Source organism: Vulcanisaeta sp. JCM 16161 (assembly GCF_001316285.1).
Window position 1 is genome coordinate 317,641 of record NZ_BBDO01000001.1, and the last position, 15,866, is coordinate 333,506.

Sequence of the window (15,866 nt, forward strand, 5' to 3'; positions counted from 1 at the left end):
TGATGAATTGAGTGAGGAGGAGTACGATGCCGTGCTCTCGGTTAAGGCGGACTTCATACCCTACAACTTCTCCAGGGATTGGGCGTTCTACGGCAATGAGCTTAACGTGCCCATGCTATGGAATAGCAACTTCTACATGACCGTAGAAACCACGAAACTGCTTAGGGTCTTGATGGACATTTAGACTACATTAAGACTTACGCACTGAACAATAACGCCTATGCCTTATGCGCCGAAAAATTATATTCACGTGCTCCCGTATTACCGCATCGCCTATGGTAAGAACACTATTTCTTTTTCATGGAGTTTAATTTATGTTAAATTTTACAAATAATCCCGAGTAAGTTGGAAATTAATACACTGCGCCTGGAGTTAGAAGAATATTATTCACGTTGTACATCCTTGCTTGAATCGGCAATTATCGTTCGTTTAGTTATTCTAATCGTGCTTGTTGAGTTGGTGCTGTGCCTATTAATGCAATTGAAGAATACGTCCACTAGCTTGGTAATCCTCGCGTAGAGTGGTTTTACGCCCTAGGTGCATTGTCTTCAGCCGTTTAATCACCATGATGGGTAGGTCGAGCATAGATGGGATATTATGGCTAAAATCATATATGTTAATGTGAAGCTAAATAACCCTTCACAGTCGTGAATACCGGCACTGAGCAGTTCTTCGTTAAGCAGGTGCTCCTGGCCAACGGCCAGGTAATAAGCGTTAAATCCCCAACCCTCTTCCACAACCAGTGGTGGAACGCAATATACCCAGCAAAGCCCTCGATGGTGGTGGTATGCTATGTTGAAAAACCCAAGCATTTGCGAGCCAGTGAAGGTCAGCGGGTACTCAATGGCGATTATGCAGGGCCAGTAACGATAACCGTAAACGACCCACTAGGCGCCGCGTGGCTGATCACTTGGCCGAATGGCACAGCAAACGGCTACTCAACAACCACATTCAATATCTACGTAGCAGGGCCAACAACGATAAACGCATACATAACCGAAGTCCCGCCGGGCTTTCAGCAGTGCAGCATAACGCCAAGCCAAACAATGGCAAGCCCAGGGCAATCAGTGGTATTCCAAGTAACATGCAACAACGGAAATAACAACGGCGATGGCGGAGGCGGCAGAGGAGGCGGAGGTGGAGGAGTCCAACAAACAACGACATCAATGACCCAACAAACCACAACCAGTAACAATGACTTAGGACCCACCGGAATGACTGGGCGCTATTTAGATGGAACTCAGCTTCCAGCTAGGTCACCAGGAAATCTCCAAGCATATGGCGGCTTCACCGCTACTCATACAAACGTAGATGGCTTGCCATACACCATAATAACCTATAACGGCCAGCCAAACAGTGGAGGTACTGGATCGCTCAATAGTGGTGGGACGAGTAGCACATACAGACCTCCTCACTATGTCATGCCTCTGTGATGCAGTTCAAAATAATGTTTAGTTTTTAATTTTTTTTAAAATATCGTTTTTACCCTCTTTTTGTATTATGAGCTAGAGCTAGATAGGAGCTGCCACAGTAAATCGACTTCGTGTACAAAGGTATAGTTAGTGCTGTTCACGCCTGCGATCATCCTATACCACTGCCATAGTGGCAATGGCAGTAACTGCTGCTCAGCCTCACTAGGCGTGAATGGCCCAAGTACTCCGATACTGCATGGCCCGGTCATGGTTATTGTGCCATTCGGTGTATAGGTAAAGTAGGCAATAAGCAATGAATTCACGTATGTCCAAACCCCATTCTGAAATACCTCCATTCCATTCTTACTGTTGTATGTCCCGCCCAATATGTATAGGAAGCTGTCATGTAGTAGCCGTTAACCTCCCTAAGCGGTAATGCGGCCGTAAACATGTACGTGCCGTTTATGACTTCAGCCGCGTAATCCATATCATTGTTCTGAGATGGAGGCCATCCCACGGATATGTCTATGCCTGGATAGCACCAAGTAGTACCGTTGGCAACAACAGCCGGGGTACCTGGCGGGCAGAGCACGGCCGTTGCGTTATTCCCAAAGCCCTCATACGGAGCCAAGACTTGCGCTACGTATTGCGGTATCATTATTGCACCTGCGAGCCACGCCGTACCATTATTCAGCACTACCATCTTCCCAAAGCACAGTGCACTATCATTCATCGGATCCACAGAGCCACTCGCATTGCTAGGCACGTAAACGTAGACGGTCCTGTTTATGTATACCGGCACTGTCTTGTTCACGTACTTAACTATTGTCTTGTTCACGTACACGGTGTGGTTCACGTAAATCGCCTCCACCTGCGTCCTTACCTAGACCAACCCAAGGGACTTAGCTACCGGCTGTAGGGGCTTCACATGCGGGCTCGCAACCACCACAACCAAGAGGACTATTGCCACTATGCCTATTACTACGAGGGCCCTTAACCACGTTGGCGCGCCCAGCTCACCTAGACCACCAATACATTAGTGTTGGCTGGGTTTAAAAATATCTTCTATAGATTAATTAGGGCACAGTAATATAGGCGAGGGCTCTAAAAGTGTCTTCAGGCTCAAGCAATTCGAGGCAATAAGGGAGACTAAACACATTGCCAAACCACGACAACCTAATCAATAATTCCTAAATTCAGCTCATGAGCTTTTAACTTTTCTTTAATTCTACTCATAAATTTATTACATGAACGAGAATTAGTACAAACGAAGCACGGCAACTATATACTAATTCCCAAGCTCTCTGAATAGAAATGGTATGGGTTTCCATATTCTTTAATGTAATTTAAGTATTCCAATAATTCATTTCTTATTGCAAAGCGTTGAAAAACCTCATACGCCTTATAGCTAATATTATTTACTGTATTAATCGTGCTTATGAGCTTATTAGATTGAGGCGTAATTGAAAAGTTCGCAATGCCTAAAAATGCAGGAAGTACGCCTTTGGGTACGGTGATCATGGCGCCTCTACTGTAAAGGTAATAATTTAAATTTGAACCAACATTAAATTCTTTAAGAATCGCATTTATGTGTTCCACGAATTGCTTTGTCTCTTCAGCAAATGATACACCGATATTGAACCTATACGTGCTACGATATTCAGTATGCAATTTAACGCTCTTTGCACCATTACTCAGAGGTATTTTTATGTCAATAGATGCTAACGCCTTGCCTTTATATGACAGTGCGACATGATTAATTAAATCATGAATTCTGTAAAACAATGTAAGCGGTAACCTAATTGCTGTATTATTAATTTCTGAAAGTTCACGTAGAATTAACCAAGCGAAAACACGCGCATTTTCTTCGTCAAAGCGTATTTGATCATCATAAATATATTTAACAGGTAAACTAGTTATTACTTCGATTCTTTTTGCAAGCCATTTAGGGGCTGGTATATTATTTATCTTATATGCATCTGAGACTGCGTAACCGACATGAATGCCACTATCATAGTTTCCTAGACCATCCGTGGCGTATGCAAAGAGTAAACCTGTATTCGTAGCTATCATTTTCATAAAGGTTTCTTTTGTGTAAGAATTCAAGCCATTAATTGGCGGCGACATTAAGGCATAACTTGGATGCAATTTACCATCTACGGTCAGCGTAGCACCACGCACTTGGAAATTCAGGTGCGTCGGCTTACCATTAAATATATTTATGAAATCTGAAAATATTGGCATGGCTGAAGCAATAAGTTCTGGACTATTAGATGTATATACAAGCTTTCCCCTGACTATTGAACCATCAAGTAATAAGCCAGCCACCGCCTGAATAACCTTAAACGTCGATAACCCTGAATTACCGATTATCTTTACGTCTGTGTAAATATTTTTAGTGATTATTAATACTGGTTTAACTGAGGTAACAAGAATATATGCGTCCTTAAGGTCATTATCGCTCGCTCGAGGTATTATTTTAATGCCACTATCCAGCATTTCAATATTATACTGCCCCACCTCCAACGCATTTAATAGTAAATGCGCTAAGTTATTTATGTAACTAGGTTATGATGATGAATTAACATCGCATATCGCAAATTTTCAAAGTTATCCAAATTAATTTCATATACCCTGCTAAGAAGTTCTCGTTTAAGAAAATATTTACTTTCATTGAATTCTACATCATTAAACTGAGTAAGGCTTGTAGCCATTTTTAGCCTATCCTTTATTATTAATACTATTTTTTTCTACATCATCACGCTCCGTAAATGCACGTGCACCCATCACTAAACATTAACTCTCACTAAAGCTTATAAATACGTCACGCACGTACTTCACGTTCAGAGCTAGCCACAATCTATAATAGTTTCCCGATTTTAAGTATGGCAATGATAAGTGCGCCTTTAGGATTTCCAGGGTGCCGAAGTACTTCGAGGTTGTCTCGAGGAATCACAAGCTCATTTATGACTGGGGTGAGGACATGATAATTAGGCACTTGGTAATGCCGGGCCACATCGAGGATGATACTAAGCCCGTGCTTAGGTGGATTGCTGATAACATGCCCGGGGTTCTAGTTAACATTATGGATCAGTACAGGCCGGAGAATGAGACGGACCCGAATTCACCAAGGTTTAACCCGGAGTTTAGGGAGTTGGCTAGGAGACCGAGTAGGGAGGAGTTGATGGAGGTTTATAGGTATGCAAGGGATTTGGGCCTTAATTTTGAGTTGATTAGTTTTGAGAAGAGGATTGACATTAGGTATTTGGGTGATGAGGATTCGTTAATCGAAAGGCTCAACAACGTATAAATTAGGTTTGGTCGTGGACTAGGGAGTTAAAGCAGGAGTAATTCAGCCTCCTTAAGCGTTCCCCTGACCGGATCCACCTCAAGCCCAAAAATCTCGAGTGCGGTTACGCCAATTACCACCGTATCCTCAGTCTCACCAAATATTACAGGTACAACCCTCCTTTCACCCATGAGTATTAAGCCTGCTTCCCCAACATCACGCTCCACATAACCACCAAATGCCTTAAACCTCCTTCTCCTACTTGGTTTTATTCCAAGCTCCTCAAGTATGTCCCTACGTATAACGGTATAAATAGCACCAGTATCTACAATACCATCAACCTCCACAGTCCTCTCTGGCGCTGATGGATTGAATATGCCAGCCCTAACCTTAACAAAACCCATTAAAGCATTCATAAATTACCTTAATTAAATAGTTTTAATCATGAAGTATAACATACACGCCTAAATTGGTGTTTGATGGTGATTGTTTTAATCAACAACGCCCTCCTCAGTAATCCTAAACGTAACCTCCCTCTCGGGGTGGTATGGCGAGTCGAAGATCTTGGCAATCCTGACATTCTCCTTACCCTTCCTCAACCAAACCCTATACGTGGCTCCATGAGCAATCACATTACCGCCAGCAGGCTTGAGCGGGTTTCCAAAGAATACGTCTGGCTGTGCAACCACTTGGTTTGTGACTACCACCGCCACGTTATAAATATCCGCAATCCTAAGTAACTGGGCAATGTGGTGATTAAGCTTCTGCTGCCTCTCAGCCAGGTTCTCCCTACCTGGGTACTCACTCCTGAAGTGGGCCACTAATGAGTCAATGACTATTAAGCCGATGTTCTCCTTCTCAATGATCTTCTTACTCTCCTCAATAATCATCATTTGGTGATCACTGTTGTAAGCCCTGGCATAGAGAATATTCTTGAGAGCCTCCTGTGGATCTAAACCCCTGTACTTAGCCATCTGCATTATCCTCTCAGGCCTGAAGGTGTTCTCCGTATCGACATACAGGGCCTTAGCCTTAAGCCCACCCTTATCCTCGGGCAATTGAACCATTACGCTCAATTGATGGCAAAGCTGAGTCTTGCCGCTGCCGAACTCACCGACAAGCTCCGTAATGGCCTTGGTCTCAATGCCACCACCAAGTAACTCATCAAGTGACTTAACGCCAGTGCTAATCCTCCTAATGCCCCTCCTCTTCTCGTAAAGCTCGTAGGCTGTTATGAATGGCGTCAAGCCAATGAGCTTCTGGGCAGCGGCGATGATCTGCTTAGCCCTATCCTCACTACCAAGTATCTCGCTAACTCCTTAACGCTTGCAAAGGCCACGTCCCTAGCTGTGTTGTAGCCGGCCTCCCTAAGCTTCTGAGCCGTGACCCTACCAACACCCTCAATTTCCTCAACGTCAATCATGGGATAACCGCCACTAACCGTTGCAGTAACGACGGTACTCTTCTCACCGCTCTCCTCGCCCGTGTCCTCAACCTCCTCGACCGGTTCCTCCTCCTTCTCTTCCTCAACTTCCTGTTCCTGCACCTTTCTCCTCCCCTTTGGCATATTCTCCACTAAAAATAAATGGTTATTACTTAAAAAAACTAAGCAGTGATGATGCAGGGAGTTCATCGAAGGCCAGCCCTAATCCTAAGCCAAACACCCAGGCATGTCTCGCGCCAAAGCCTATCAACGTCATTACCCTCGCCCTCGACAATACGCCTAAGAATGCTCAGTACATCATTACTCACCATTACGGGCTTTACATAGGCTATGTCATCATCATAACCACAGGTGGCCTTAAGTAACCTATCAACAGCCCTCTTACCAATTAACCTCCTTAACTCATCCCAGGTATAACCAACGTAGCCCAACGACTTATAAAGCCTATCGGCAGGTTCATTACCGAACCACGTGGTTGCAACATAAGCATCAGAATCGGCGCAAACCTCCTCAATACTACTCATTAAAATCTTACCAATACCCAAGCCCCTGCATTCCTCAATAACAGCTATGTAGTAAATAACGCATAACTTAACAGAGCCGACGTTAATACCGTAATAAACGGCGGCGCCAACACTCGAACTATTAATAACGGCCAATGCCACAGAGCCGACTCCATAATCAACGACTGCCCTTGCGTACCTATAGGCCGAGCCAAAGAAATCCCTCAATATAGGCTCTGCATGGCCCATCAACTCCCTACCACCTATGAGGACGGTGATTGGCCCATCACAATTCACGAAAAACACCCAGGCTAGTGGTACTTAACTAGGTTAAGTTAAAGGGAATAGATATAGGTAGTAATAAATTGACTTATACCCTCCTACCACGCCTACCTCCAGGTGGTCTAATGGTATCCGTCGGTATTGGTGTCACATCCTCTATACGGCCAATTATTAAGCCAGCCCTGGCCAAGGCCCTAATGGCGGCAGCTGCACCGGGGCCCGGGGTCTTTGGGCCGTAACCACCTGGCGCCTTAACCTTTATGTGCACTGCATTAATGCCCCTACTCATGGCTATTTGGGCGGCCTTGTAGGCAGCCATCATTGCGGCGTATGGGCTGGGTTTATCCCTATCGGCCTTAACCACCTGTCCGCCGCTGACCCTGGCCACGGTCTCGGCGCCTGTTAAGTCCGTGATTATTATTATTGTATTATTATAGCTGGAGTAAACGTACGCGACGCCCCACCTAAGCTTCCTAGCCCCGCTAACCTGCGTTGGTTTTATCTCGGGTAGCTGCGTTGGTTGTGGCGGTACTGGCTGGGCTGGCTGTGCCTCTCCCTGAACCTCCTCAGTAGCCTTTTCCGTGTTTCTCTCTGACATTCGGTGGTTGGCATTTTAACTCATTTTATAAATTTTCTCGCTATTGACTAATGACTGCCTCTCATGCTCTCGATAATGCTCATCATGTGGCTAGTGCCAACCCTAAACCTCATGGGGTCAGGTTCCCTCTCAGAAACGCGTAGCAGGTCAAGAACCTGCTGATAAGTCCTTATACCGCCAGCAACCTTAATCCCGATCTTTGGGTTGTACTTCCTGGAGAGTTCGGCCATTAACTTGACATTCTCGATTTGGGCTCCGGTTTTATTGCCGATTCTTTCCGCGTACTCCTTCTCCTCAAACCCGGTGCTCGTCTTTATGAAGTCAGCCCCAGACTGCATCACGATCCTATACAACTCAAGCTTCTCCTCCCTAGTCGTGTAGGCATCCTCCACAATAACCTTTATGACCCTACCCTCCCCATGCGCCGCCTCAACCACGGTATTTATATCATGCTCAACCTCACCCCAAAGCCCAGACTTAACAAGGCCCATTGGAGCCACGATATCAAGCTCATCAGCATACTGCGAGTAACGTTTAATGGCGTCTACCCTAGCTCAGTGGTGCCGGCGCCAAATGGGAAGTCGACCACGGCAACAACCTTGAAATTATAACCCTTACGAGCCATGTACTCCCTGGCGTACCGAAGAAATACTGGGTTTATCGTTATTGAATACGCGCCGTACCTAGCCGTATCCTCAATCAAAGCCTCAATCTCCCTCGTTGAACCGTACGGCCTAAGGTACGTATTATCTATTAAACCGATGATGTTTACCTCCATACCCACCTAAGAACGCATTAAACTATTAATGCTTTATCCACCTGAAATACTTATTAATGATTAGTACATCGGTAGCTAAGTATGAGTGAACCAACCATTAAATCAATTAGGGTTTTAACCGTTATGGGGAATTTCGAGTGGCCCATTGTGAAGGTTGAGCTTAGTAATGGCCTTGTTGGTTATGGGGAGTGCCACAGGGGCCCGGTATTAAGGAGGTCTTGAAGAGAGCTGAGGAGTTGATTAAGGGTAGGGAGGTCAATGTTGAGTATCTGTTGAGACTCATTAGGAAGCACATACCAAACTCCGAGTGGGGTGTTGTTAATAATGCAATTAGTGGCTTAGAAACAGCCTCTGGGACTTAAAGGGTAAGTTAACGGGTCTTCCTGTCTATGAACTACTTGGTGGTAAGGTTAGGGATAGGGTCGCGGTTTACGCGGACCTACACGCTGGCGCGGGTATCATTGAGACAGGTGGTAAGAGGTGGGTCGAGTTGGCCAGTACTGAGGTTGCCTACAACGTTGAGAATTACATAAAGAGGGCCAGGGAGGCAATGAGCATGGGGTTTAGGTACATTAAGTTCGATGTTGATGTGCCGGAGGGCATGATGGAGACCGAGTTTGATAGGACCTTTAGCATGAGGATTGTTAAGTTCGTGACTTCATTCATAGGTGGGGTTAGGGATGCCGTTAAGTACGATGTTGATATAATGATTGATGGGCATTGGGCATTTAGTGTGCCCACAGCCATAGCCATAGCCAGGGAGTTGGCTAAGTACGACGTGTTTTGGTTTGAGGATCCGGTACCGCCTGAGAACATCGATGCCATGAGGAAGGTTAGGCTTAAGTCGCCGGTGCCCATAGCCACTGGCGAGAAGCTGTATAGGCTTTCGCAGTTTAGGGAATTGATTGAGAAAGGAGCCACAGACATCATACACCCTGATGTGCAGAGGCTCGGCGGACTACTCGAGATGAAGAAGATAGCCTACTTAGCCGAGGAGTACTACGTGCCAGTCGCAATACATAATATCTCAAGCCCAATAGGAACCATGGCCAACGCCCACGTGGCAGCCACAATAGGGGATTTCATAGCCATTGAGTGGCATGCCATTGACCTGCCTGGTGGCCTGACATGGTTAAGGAGGGCATGATAATAAAGGATGGCTACATAACACCGCAGAAGAGACCAGGCCTTGGGGTTGAGCTGAACGAGAGAGTTGCCGTAGAGCATGCGAAGGATCCAACGAGGTTAAGGAGTTCCTTTAAGAAATTAAAAATTAAATGAGGAATACTGCGCCTTAGCCTAGGTGATGAGTGAGCCCCAAGCGTGAAATTGATGAAGAAAACGAACCAACTGATTATTACTGCTGTGTTGGTATCATGCTTAATTTAGGCTTAACAACCTGCTTCATGTAGTCAACTAGGTTAGCCTCCTCAAGCGCCTTGAGGACCTCCTCATCACTGGCCCCCTTCTTAATGTTTATCTTATACTCCGTTGGTTCGATGTGCTTCACATTGACGGCCCTCCTCTTAACGCCTGTTAAGGATTTTGGCCCCGTTATTATTACGAAATTCTCATCCTTAATATCCACAATAACGCATTTCCTACCAGCCTCCCTACCGGCAACCTTCACGCATACCCTACCAATGTCGAATACCCTAGGCATCAAGCACGGGTAGTGTGAGGCTTTATAAGCATTTCATGGATTACTTCACTAATCATAATAATATATAGATTATGTACATACGCTACTTATAAATTATTAAGTAATTAATTATTAATGGCCGTAGGTTCTCAGGAAGTTCTTGAGAGATATAGACGTTATTCAAATGATTTAATGGAGATACTTAGGCTTAGAACAAAGCCTGTTGGTGTTGCATTATTGGATAGGGATCCTGACGAGGCCGGTATTAGTGCATTTCGCCCTCTTAGGCATTTCCGTAGAAAGCTAACGTTTTGCCAAATGACAGCTGCGGCTAGGTATTATGGCATGGGTATGGCGGCTACGTTGGAGGATATGGCGTGCCCCGGTGAAATAATAATATTTGGATTTGCCGAACCACCTGATTACTTCCTTGATGGTAGCCTTAGCCATGGTCTTTACACGAGGACGAAGGAGGCCGGTAAGGCGCTTGATAATAGTTTACCAAGGCTGCCAGTGTAGGTATAAGGCATTGTTGACAATGCCTCTGGATAATGTTTTTTTACGAACCACAGGTCGTGATGATATATGGAACGCCAGGTCAAATGGTGAAGTTAGTCACTGCGTACGTATATATTAGTGGTGAGAAGGTTACGCTGAGCGCCAGTGGTAAGGCTGGGTCTGACACGGCGGTTGCTGAGGTTTTACTTACTGGCAAACCGAGACTCGCATTACCTGGTTATGGTGATAGGATTGTTGGGCATGTGGAGGACTATGAAATGCTCTTTGTTACTCCAGCAAGTCTGCTGGGCGATCTTATTGATGCTCTTAAGGAACAGAACAAGACAAACTTCATTGTTTACCCACCAATGCCGAGCATATTTTATAGGGTTGACTTTAGCGCCATACCAGTTATTGGGCATTTATATGACAGGTTCCTTAAGGAGGTCGATGAGAGGGTGAGGAAGGAAAGGGGTGGTGCTGGTGAGGAGCGAGGAGGTTGAGCAAGTAATTAAAAATGCTAAGGAGAGGGCCACGCAATTACTCATTGAGACCGAGAACTGCGCGTACTCACCATTCGTGGCCCTACTTGAGGCCTTAAACATTAAGGCATCGCCAGAGTTACTGGCGGTATCGATAGGCTTTGCCGGTGGCTTAAGCGGTTCTGGACACCTCTGTGGTGCCCTATGGGCTTCAGTAGCTGCCGTTAGCATTTACATGAAAAAGAAGATAGATATGGAGAAGGGTAATAAGCAAGCGAGCGAGCCCTTCATAGCATATCATCTCGAGCTTCACAACAAGGTCGCGGATGTCTATAGGCAATTCATAAATATGTTTGGGTCGCCGAATTGTAAGGATCTAAATCCTAAGTTTGACTTAGTATCACCTGAGCAGAGGAAAAAGTGCACCGTCATTGTTAGGAAGTCCGTTGAGATAACCCTGAGGTCATTACTGGGTGATTCTAAATGAGCGTTGAGATCACCGGCAAAGAGGCTGAAGGCGTGAGGTGGGACCTCGTAGTCATAGGCTCTGGAACAGCCGGCGCCGACGCCGCCGTGCGTGCCGCGCAATTAGGGCTTAAGGTACTGCTCATAGAGAAGAATAGGGATAGGTTGGGCGGGACCTGTGTAAATGTTGGTTGCGTACCAACGAAGAAGTTGTTGTACATAGCCGATCACTATCATGAATTAATTAAGTACCTGCAGTGAGGGTTTAGTCGCCAACGCCAAGCTTGACGTGAAGGCCATGTTTAAGGCTAAGGATCAATTAATTAACCAGATAATTGCGTGGTACGTATTCAGGGTATTTCCGAGTTGGGGTATTAGGGTATTGATTGGTGAGGCTAGGTTGAGGTCCCCGACTCCGTTAGGGTTGGCGATTCAATAATAGAGGCTAGGAGTATATTGATAGCGACGGGCTCCAGACCCAAAATACCACCGATAAGAGGAATCGAAGAGGGATTAAGGAGTGGCTTTGCCATAACTAGCGATGACTTCTTTTCTCTTGACGCAATTCCCGAAAGTATACTAATTATTGGCGGTGGAGCAATAGGCGTTGAACTAGGGACACTACTTCATAAGCTTGGGTCTAAGGTCATAATTGCCGAGATCATGGATAGATTACTACCAACATTTACGGACCCTGAATTAGGTAATTACTTAGCCAATAGGGTAATGAGGGAAATCTACGGAATCGATGTTAAAGTTAACACGTCTGTAACGGAGGTGGATCCAAGCAATAAGGTTGTACGTTTATCCAATGGCGAGTCAATTAAGGTTGATAAGGTCTTGGTTGCGGTTGGTAGGGTGCCGAATACTGAGGGTCTTAATCTCGAGGGTGTTGGTGTTGAGGTTAGGAACGGCGCCATTGTGGTTGATGAACATTCAAGAACAAACATACCGAACATCTACGCAGCAGGCGATGTAACGGGCAGGTACATGCTAGCCAGCGTGGCTAAGGTTCAGGGTATCGTAGCTGCAGAGAACGCGGCAGGTTTAAATTCGAGGATTGACTATGACTTGGTACCCATGGTCGTGTTTTCAGACCCAGAGGTGGCTTCTGTAGGGGTTGTGGCAGGTAAGGATGACCCAAGGTACGTGGTTACCAAGATGCCGAATGCCATAAATTACAGGGCAATAGCGTATAATAAGCCTTATGGCTGGACGAAGATCGTGGCTGATAAGGTTAGTAAGAGAATCGTTGGCTTTCACATGATTGGCCCGTGGGCTCGGAGATCGTTAATATGGCAGCAATAGCCATTAGGAAGGGGCTAACACTCAATGAGGTGAAGGAATGGGTATTCTCGCACCCTGTCTTCACAGAGCTCTTTATAGATGCCGTGGAATTATCCACGGGAAGTAATGTGTACTTACCCAAGAGGTAGTCTTACTAAATATATATTTTATTTAGTGCTAAAACTTTAAAGTAAAATTTACAAAGATAAAATTATGACGGAACAGAAAGAATTCCTCGGTGGATTTAGAGATTACCCATTAACAGTTGATAAAATACTTACCTGGGCCTCATACGCCTTTCCCAATAATGAGGTTGTTTATTGGCCCCCTGGCGGTTCCAGGACATCCGTAACCTTCGCGCAATTTGCCGATAGGGTTCGTAGGATAGCTGCAGCGCTAATGGACCTAGGTCTACAATCAGGTAAGCCGTGGGAATTCGGCTCTAAGGTTGCGGTCATGGAATGGGATACTCTTAGGTATGTTGATTTATTCTATGCAATACCGTCAATAGGCGCTACGTTATTTACGGTAAACATTAGGTTGGCACCGCACGAAATAATGTACATAATGAACATTGCAAAGCCGGATGTTTTAATGATAAATATTGACGACTTCGAATTATTCATAAAACCAATTCTCGACAATATTAAGACAATAAAGCTTGTAATCTACATGAGTGATAAGAATAAGCAGCCTAGTCAGAATTATGGGGTTAAGATGATACCGTACGAGGAGCTCCTCAGGCACGAACCACTAAGGAATTCCAGAAATTGATGAGAGGACACCAGCGACAATGCTATTCACATCAGGCACAACAGGACCACCAAAGGGTGTTTACTTCACGCATAGGCAGTTAGTGCTTCATGCAATGTCCTTAACAATAGCATTGAGTTACCCACCATATAATGTCGGTATTAAGGATGTTGCCATGCCCTTAATACCATTATTCCACGTACATGGTTGGGGCACACCATACGTAGTGATGCTTTCAGGCACTAGGAAGTACGTATTACCAGGCAGGTATGACTGGGGTCACATCCTTAAGCTAATACATGAGGAGGGGGTCACGTACACGGGTGGTGTCCCAACAATACTATACTTACTCCTTACCCACCCTGACTCGCCTAAGTACGATCTTAGTAAGTTAAGGTTTGGTAATGGTGGTTCGGCAATGCCTGAGGGTCTCTATAACGCAGCGAAGGCTAGGGGCGTTGTGGTGGCCTCTGGTTATGGAATGACGGAGACCGCGCCCGTATTAACAATGGCATATTTAAGACCGGAACACCTTGATCTCCCCGAGAATGAGAGGAAGCAGATCGTGCTTAGGACCGGCTTACCAATACCCCTCGTTCAGTTGCGCGTTGTTGATGAGTATGACAGGGATGTGCCTAGGGATGGCAGGACTATGGGTGAGTTGGTGGTTTGGTCTCCATGGGTAGCTAAGGAGTACATTGGTGATCCTGAGAAGACGAGGAATGCTTGGCGCAACGGCTGGTTCCACACGGGAGATGTAGCGGTTTGGTTACCTGATGGTTATGTAGTAATAGTCGATAGGCTTAAGGACGTTATTAAGAGCGGTGGTGAGTGGATATCAAGCGTCAAATTAGAAAGTCTCATTAGTACTCACCCGGCGGTTGGTGAGGTTGCCGTAATCGGGGCTCCTCATCCAAAATGGGGCGAGAGACCAATAGCCATAGTCGTGCCCAAACTCGGACAGAGGGTTACTGAGGACGAGATAAGGAACTACCTGATGCAGTTCGTTGAAAGGGGTGAGATACCGAAGTGGTGGATACCAGACAAGGTAATAATAGTTGAGGCTGAATTACCGAAGACAAGCACGGGCAAGATAGACAAGAAGATACTTAGGGATAGATTCAAGGATGAGTTTACATCAGTTACATGAGGACCTTAATCACGTGATTACTATGTCGCGATAAAAATCCCTCTTCTCGATCTTTACGTAATGCTTAACATTGCCTAGGGCCTCAAATAATCCCCTGATTATTCCTTCGTCATTGGCATTCCGACATCCTCATCAAAGGATTTCGCAATGGAAATCACGGTTCTATTGGGCATGAACTGCACATTGACTAGGGCTATAACCCCAAGTGCCGTGAGCATCCTTAATGAGAAATAGAGAGCATCCCTAAAGTCCCTCATAGAATTTAACACATACCTCATTAATTCCTTACCATATTCATAACCAAGGCGCTCAATCAGCTCAGGCTCCCTCTCCATAACATAGAAAACAAGCGCCCTCATGAAGTTCTCCTGAACAAAGCCAAGTATTGCGAATGATAAATTTATCGCATTAACCGTATTCACCCCATCAATATTACCAATATTATTTATCAATTCATTACCTACTTCACCCTCAATTTCAATGAGTATCGCGTAGTTATTGCCCACGATATTTCTTATGTTTAAATTCCGAGACCTAATTACATTAGTAACGTCATTAAGCAAGCCAGGCCTGTCTCTTGAAATACTCACTAATAACCAAACCATGAGATAATACTAAAATTCCGACTTAAAGGTATTACTAATCCGATGGTATAGTTATAATAAATAATAAAGATTGAACAGTCATAATCCATAACCTTGCCTAATAATCCTAAGTTCCTGGACCACCCTATCAAGCACTGGCTCACCGACGCTCCTAAGTATGTCAATACCCGGTGGATTCAGGCAATGCTTAAACTCAATAGGTACATTTACGCCAAGACCGCTTAGGCACCTAACCATCCTATACCAATTACTTGATTCATGAATCCCGCACTTAATTGCAGCAAGGAGAAATAGTAACTCCTTGAGGGATTTACACACGACAACCTCATCATCACTATTAAGGAAGAGGAACTCCCTCTCATCGATCATCCCCAACTCATTCCTAATGGCTAAGTTTACATCAATGTCCAGGGGATTACCATAGATTAATCGACCAGTCTTAATCACATAAACGAAAAATAGGGTATTACGAGGATTCTTAAAGACTTGTAAATCCACGTTATCCCCGATCTTGGGTATCTCCTTGGGGATTTCTTCCATGAATACTGCAATATCAATGTCACCACCGCTACAGTCGAGCGACCCACCATACACGTATATTGCATGTGCACCTCTAAACCTATTAATTACTTCATTAATTACGTCCTTGGGTATACAATCCGCATTGGCGCTCATGAG

The 15,866-nt window shown here is 45.1% G+C and carries 24 protein-coding genes and 3 pseudogenes; 15 read left to right on the forward strand and 12 right to left on the reverse strand.

Annotation, left to right across the window (positions count from 1 at the left end; genetic code table 11):
- Positions 1 to 7 precede the first annotated feature (7 nt).
- Both JCM16161_RS14035 and JCM16161_RS01925 read left to right on the forward strand, forming a co-directional pair.
- On the forward strand, positions 8 to 184 hold the full coding sequence (locus JCM16161_RS14035) for a hypothetical protein (RefSeq protein WP_243668551.1): 177 nt from the start codon (positions 8 to 10) through the stop codon (positions 182 to 184).
- Between the two features lie 463 nt (positions 185 to 647).
- Positions 648 to 1,433, forward strand: a complete 786-nt coding sequence (locus JCM16161_RS01925; RefSeq protein WP_054854812.1) for a hypothetical protein — start codon at positions 648 to 650, stop codon at positions 1,431 to 1,433.
- 65 nt (positions 1,434 to 1,498) lie between these two features.
- Here JCM16161_RS01925 and JCM16161_RS14040 read toward each other — a convergent pair whose 3' ends face one another.
- The 3 genes from JCM16161_RS14040 to JCM16161_RS01935 form a co-directional block, all read right to left on the reverse strand.
- A complete protein-coding gene (locus JCM16161_RS14040; RefSeq protein ID WP_243668553.1) occupies positions 1,499 to 1,735 on the reverse strand; it encodes a hypothetical protein in 237 nt (78 codons plus the stop codon).
- The gene (locus JCM16161_RS01930; RefSeq protein ID WP_054854813.1) at positions 1,732 to 2,283 is read right to left on the reverse strand and encodes a hypothetical protein; all 552 of its coding nucleotides are present in this window, start codon (positions 2,281 to 2,283) and stop codon (positions 1,732 to 1,734) included. The genes JCM16161_RS14040 and JCM16161_RS01930 overlap by 4 nt, the downstream gene beginning before the upstream one ends.
- A gap of 410 nt (positions 2,284 to 2,693) precedes the next feature.
- The gene (locus JCM16161_RS01935) at positions 2,694 to 3,938 is read right to left on the reverse strand and encodes a hypothetical protein (RefSeq protein WP_243668555.1); all 1,245 of its coding nucleotides are present in this window, start codon (positions 3,936 to 3,938) and stop codon (positions 2,694 to 2,696) included.
- 394 nt (positions 3,939 to 4,332) lie between these two features.
- On the opposite strand from JCM16161_RS01935, the gene JCM16161_RS01940 reads away from it, so the two are divergent.
- Positions 4,333 to 4,722: a hypothetical protein gene (locus JCM16161_RS01940; RefSeq protein WP_054854815.1), complete on the forward strand. Its 390-nt coding sequence runs from the start codon at positions 4,333 to 4,335 to the stop codon at positions 4,720 to 4,722.
- Positions 4,723 to 4,748: 26 nt separating this feature from the next.
- Here JCM16161_RS01940 and JCM16161_RS01945 read toward each other — a convergent pair whose 3' ends face one another.
- From JCM16161_RS01945 to JCM16161_RS14050, 6 genes and pseudogenes are all read right to left on the reverse strand, one after another.
- Positions 4,749 to 5,105, reverse strand: a complete 357-nt coding sequence (locus tag JCM16161_RS01945; protein ID WP_054854881.1) for an aspartyl protease family protein — start codon at positions 5,103 to 5,105, stop codon at positions 4,749 to 4,751.
- A gap of 87 nt (positions 5,106 to 5,192) precedes the next feature.
- Positions 5,193 to 6,124, reverse strand: a pseudogene (gene radA, locus JCM16161_RS01950) (DNA repair and recombination protein RadA).
- 206 nt (positions 6,125 to 6,330) lie between these two features.
- Positions 6,331 to 6,945: a GNAT family N-acetyltransferase gene (locus JCM16161_RS01955; protein ID WP_243668557.1), complete on the reverse strand. Its 615-nt coding sequence runs from the start codon at positions 6,943 to 6,945 to the stop codon at positions 6,331 to 6,333.
- 73 nt (positions 6,946 to 7,018) lie between these two features.
- Entirely contained in the window at positions 7,019 to 7,528 is a 510-nt protein-coding gene (locus JCM16161_RS01960; protein WP_243668559.1) for a 30S ribosomal protein S11, read from the reverse strand.
- Positions 7,529 to 7,575: 47 nt separating this feature from the next.
- A complete protein-coding gene (locus JCM16161_RS14045; RefSeq protein WP_243668698.1) occupies positions 7,576 to 8,019 on the reverse strand; it encodes a hypothetical protein in 444 nt (147 codons plus the stop codon).
- Between the two features lie 53 nt (positions 8,020 to 8,072).
- Entirely contained in the window at positions 8,073 to 8,312 is a 240-nt protein-coding gene (locus tag JCM16161_RS14050; RefSeq protein WP_243668562.1) for a hypothetical protein, read from the reverse strand.
- 75 nt (positions 8,313 to 8,387) lie between these two features.
- On the opposite strand from JCM16161_RS14050, the gene JCM16161_RS14055 reads away from it, so the two are divergent.
- The 4 genes from JCM16161_RS14055 (at position 8,388) to JCM16161_RS14070 (ending at position 9,587) form a co-directional block, all read left to right on the forward strand.
- Positions 8,388 to 8,528 (forward strand): hypothetical protein, encoded by a 141-nt coding sequence (locus JCM16161_RS14055; RefSeq protein WP_243668564.1) that lies wholly within the window; start codon positions 8,388 to 8,390, stop codon positions 8,526 to 8,528.
- Positions 8,495 to 8,668, forward strand: coding sequence for a hypothetical protein (locus JCM16161_RS14060; protein ID WP_243668566.1), 174 nt, complete (start codon positions 8,495 to 8,497; stop codon positions 8,666 to 8,668). The genes JCM16161_RS14055 and JCM16161_RS14060 overlap by 34 nt, the downstream gene beginning before the upstream one ends.
- Before the next feature lie 128 nt (positions 8,669 to 8,796).
- Complete coding sequence (locus JCM16161_RS14065) at positions 8,797 to 9,453, forward strand: mandelate racemase/muconate lactonizing enzyme family protein (RefSeq protein ID WP_243668568.1); 657 nt, start codon at positions 8,797 to 8,799, stop codon at positions 9,451 to 9,453.
- Positions 9,435 to 9,587, forward strand: coding sequence for a hypothetical protein (locus JCM16161_RS14070; RefSeq protein WP_243668570.1), 153 nt, complete (start codon positions 9,435 to 9,437; stop codon positions 9,585 to 9,587). The genes JCM16161_RS14065 and JCM16161_RS14070 overlap by 19 nt, the downstream gene beginning before the upstream one ends.
- 76 nt (positions 9,588 to 9,663) lie before the next feature.
- Here the strand turns inward: JCM16161_RS14070 and JCM16161_RS01975 are convergent, their stop codons facing one another.
- Positions 9,664 to 9,969 (reverse strand): 50S ribosomal protein L14e, encoded by a 306-nt coding sequence (locus JCM16161_RS01975; RefSeq protein WP_054854817.1) that lies wholly within the window; start codon positions 9,967 to 9,969, stop codon positions 9,664 to 9,666.
- Positions 9,970 to 10,140: 171 nt separating this feature from the next.
- Between JCM16161_RS01975 and JCM16161_RS14075 the strand changes: the two are divergent.
- The 8 genes and pseudogenes from JCM16161_RS14075 (at position 10,141) to JCM16161_RS14090 (ending at position 14,583) form a co-directional block, all read left to right on the forward strand.
- Positions 10,141 to 10,949, forward strand: a pseudogene (locus JCM16161_RS14075) (DUF169 domain-containing protein).
- The gene (locus JCM16161_RS01990; RefSeq protein ID WP_243668572.1) at positions 10,930 to 11,415 is read left to right on the forward strand and encodes a C-GCAxxG-C-C family protein; all 486 of its coding nucleotides are present in this window, start codon (positions 10,930 to 10,932) and stop codon (positions 11,413 to 11,415) included. The pseudogene JCM16161_RS14075 and the gene JCM16161_RS01990 overlap by 20 nt, the downstream one beginning before the upstream one ends.
- Positions 11,412 to 11,654 (forward strand): FAD-dependent oxidoreductase, encoded by a 243-nt coding sequence (locus tag JCM16161_RS01995; RefSeq protein ID WP_054854821.1) that lies wholly within the window; start codon positions 11,412 to 11,414, stop codon positions 11,652 to 11,654. The genes JCM16161_RS01990 and JCM16161_RS01995 overlap by 4 nt, the downstream gene beginning before the upstream one ends.
- Before the next feature lie 28 nt (positions 11,655 to 11,682).
- Positions 11,683 to 11,832 (forward strand): hypothetical protein, encoded by a 150-nt coding sequence (locus JCM16161_RS14080; RefSeq protein ID WP_243668573.1) that lies wholly within the window; start codon positions 11,683 to 11,685, stop codon positions 11,830 to 11,832.
- A 17-nt stretch (positions 11,833 to 11,849) separates the two neighbouring features.
- Positions 11,850 to 12,701: an NAD(P)/FAD-dependent oxidoreductase gene (locus JCM16161_RS02000; protein WP_054854822.1), complete on the forward strand. Its 852-nt coding sequence runs from the start codon at positions 11,850 to 11,852 to the stop codon at positions 12,699 to 12,701.
- Positions 12,668 to 12,829, forward strand: a complete 162-nt coding sequence (locus JCM16161_RS14085; protein ID WP_243668575.1) for a hypothetical protein — start codon at positions 12,668 to 12,670, stop codon at positions 12,827 to 12,829. Before JCM16161_RS02000 ends, JCM16161_RS14085 begins: the two co-directional genes overlap by 34 nt.
- Positions 12,830 to 12,893: 64 nt before the next feature.
- Positions 12,894 to 14,196 (forward strand): annotated as a pseudogene (locus JCM16161_RS02005) (AMP-binding protein); the annotation flags it as partial.
- Positions 14,197 to 14,331: 135 nt separating this feature from the next.
- On the forward strand, positions 14,332 to 14,583 hold the full coding sequence (locus tag JCM16161_RS14090; protein ID WP_243668700.1) for a hypothetical protein: 252 nt from the start codon (positions 14,332 to 14,334) through the stop codon (positions 14,581 to 14,583).
- Between the two features lie 98 nt (positions 14,584 to 14,681).
- On the opposite strand, the gene JCM16161_RS02010 is transcribed toward JCM16161_RS14090, so the two are convergent.
- Both JCM16161_RS02010 and JCM16161_RS02015 read right to left on the reverse strand, forming a co-directional pair.
- Entirely contained in the window at positions 14,682 to 15,188 is a 507-nt protein-coding gene (locus JCM16161_RS02010) for an amino acid-binding protein (protein ID WP_243668577.1), read from the reverse strand.
- Positions 15,189 to 15,266: 78 nt separating this feature from the next.
- On the reverse strand, positions 15,267 to 15,863 hold the full coding sequence (locus tag JCM16161_RS02015; protein ID WP_054854823.1) for a hypothetical protein: 597 nt from the start codon (positions 15,861 to 15,863) through the stop codon (positions 15,267 to 15,269).
- Positions 15,864 to 15,866 lie beyond the last annotated feature (3 nt).

Bases quoted from the DNA above. Each gene is read 5' to 3' on its own strand.
- JCM16161_RS01995 (WP_054854821.1), top strand. From the start codon at position 11,412: ATGAGCGTTGAGATCACCGGCAAAGAGGCTGAAGGCGTGAGGTGGGAC.
- JCM16161_RS01975 (WP_054854817.1), bottom strand. From the start codon at position 9,969: ATGCCTAGGGTATTCGACATTGGTAGGGTATGCGTGAAGGTTGCCGGT.
- JCM16161_RS14070 (WP_243668570.1), top strand. From the start codon at position 9,435: ATGGTTAAGGAGGGCATGATAATAAAGGATGGCTACATAACACCGCAG.
- JCM16161_RS14045 (WP_243668698.1), bottom strand. From the start codon at position 8,019: ATGGGCCTTGTTAAGTCTGGGCTTTGGGGTGAGGTTGAGCATGATATA.
- JCM16161_RS02010 (WP_243668577.1), bottom strand. From the start codon at position 15,188: ATGGTTTGGTTATTAGTGAGTATTTCAAGAGACAGGCCTGGCTTGCTT.
- JCM16161_RS14055 (WP_243668564.1), top strand. From the start codon at position 8,388: ATGAGTGAACCAACCATTAAATCAATTAGGGTTTTAACCGTTATGGGG.
- JCM16161_RS01945 (WP_054854881.1), bottom strand. From the start codon at position 5,105: ATGGGTTTTGTTAAGGTTAGGGCTGGCATATTCAATCCATCAGCGCCA.
- JCM16161_RS01960 (WP_243668559.1), bottom strand. From the start codon at position 7,528: ATGTCAGAGAGAAACACGGAAAAGGCTACTGAGGAGGTTCAGGGAGAG.
- JCM16161_RS02015 (WP_054854823.1), bottom strand. From the start codon at position 15,863: ATGAGCGCCAATGCGGATTGTATACCCAAGGACGTAATTAATGAAGTA.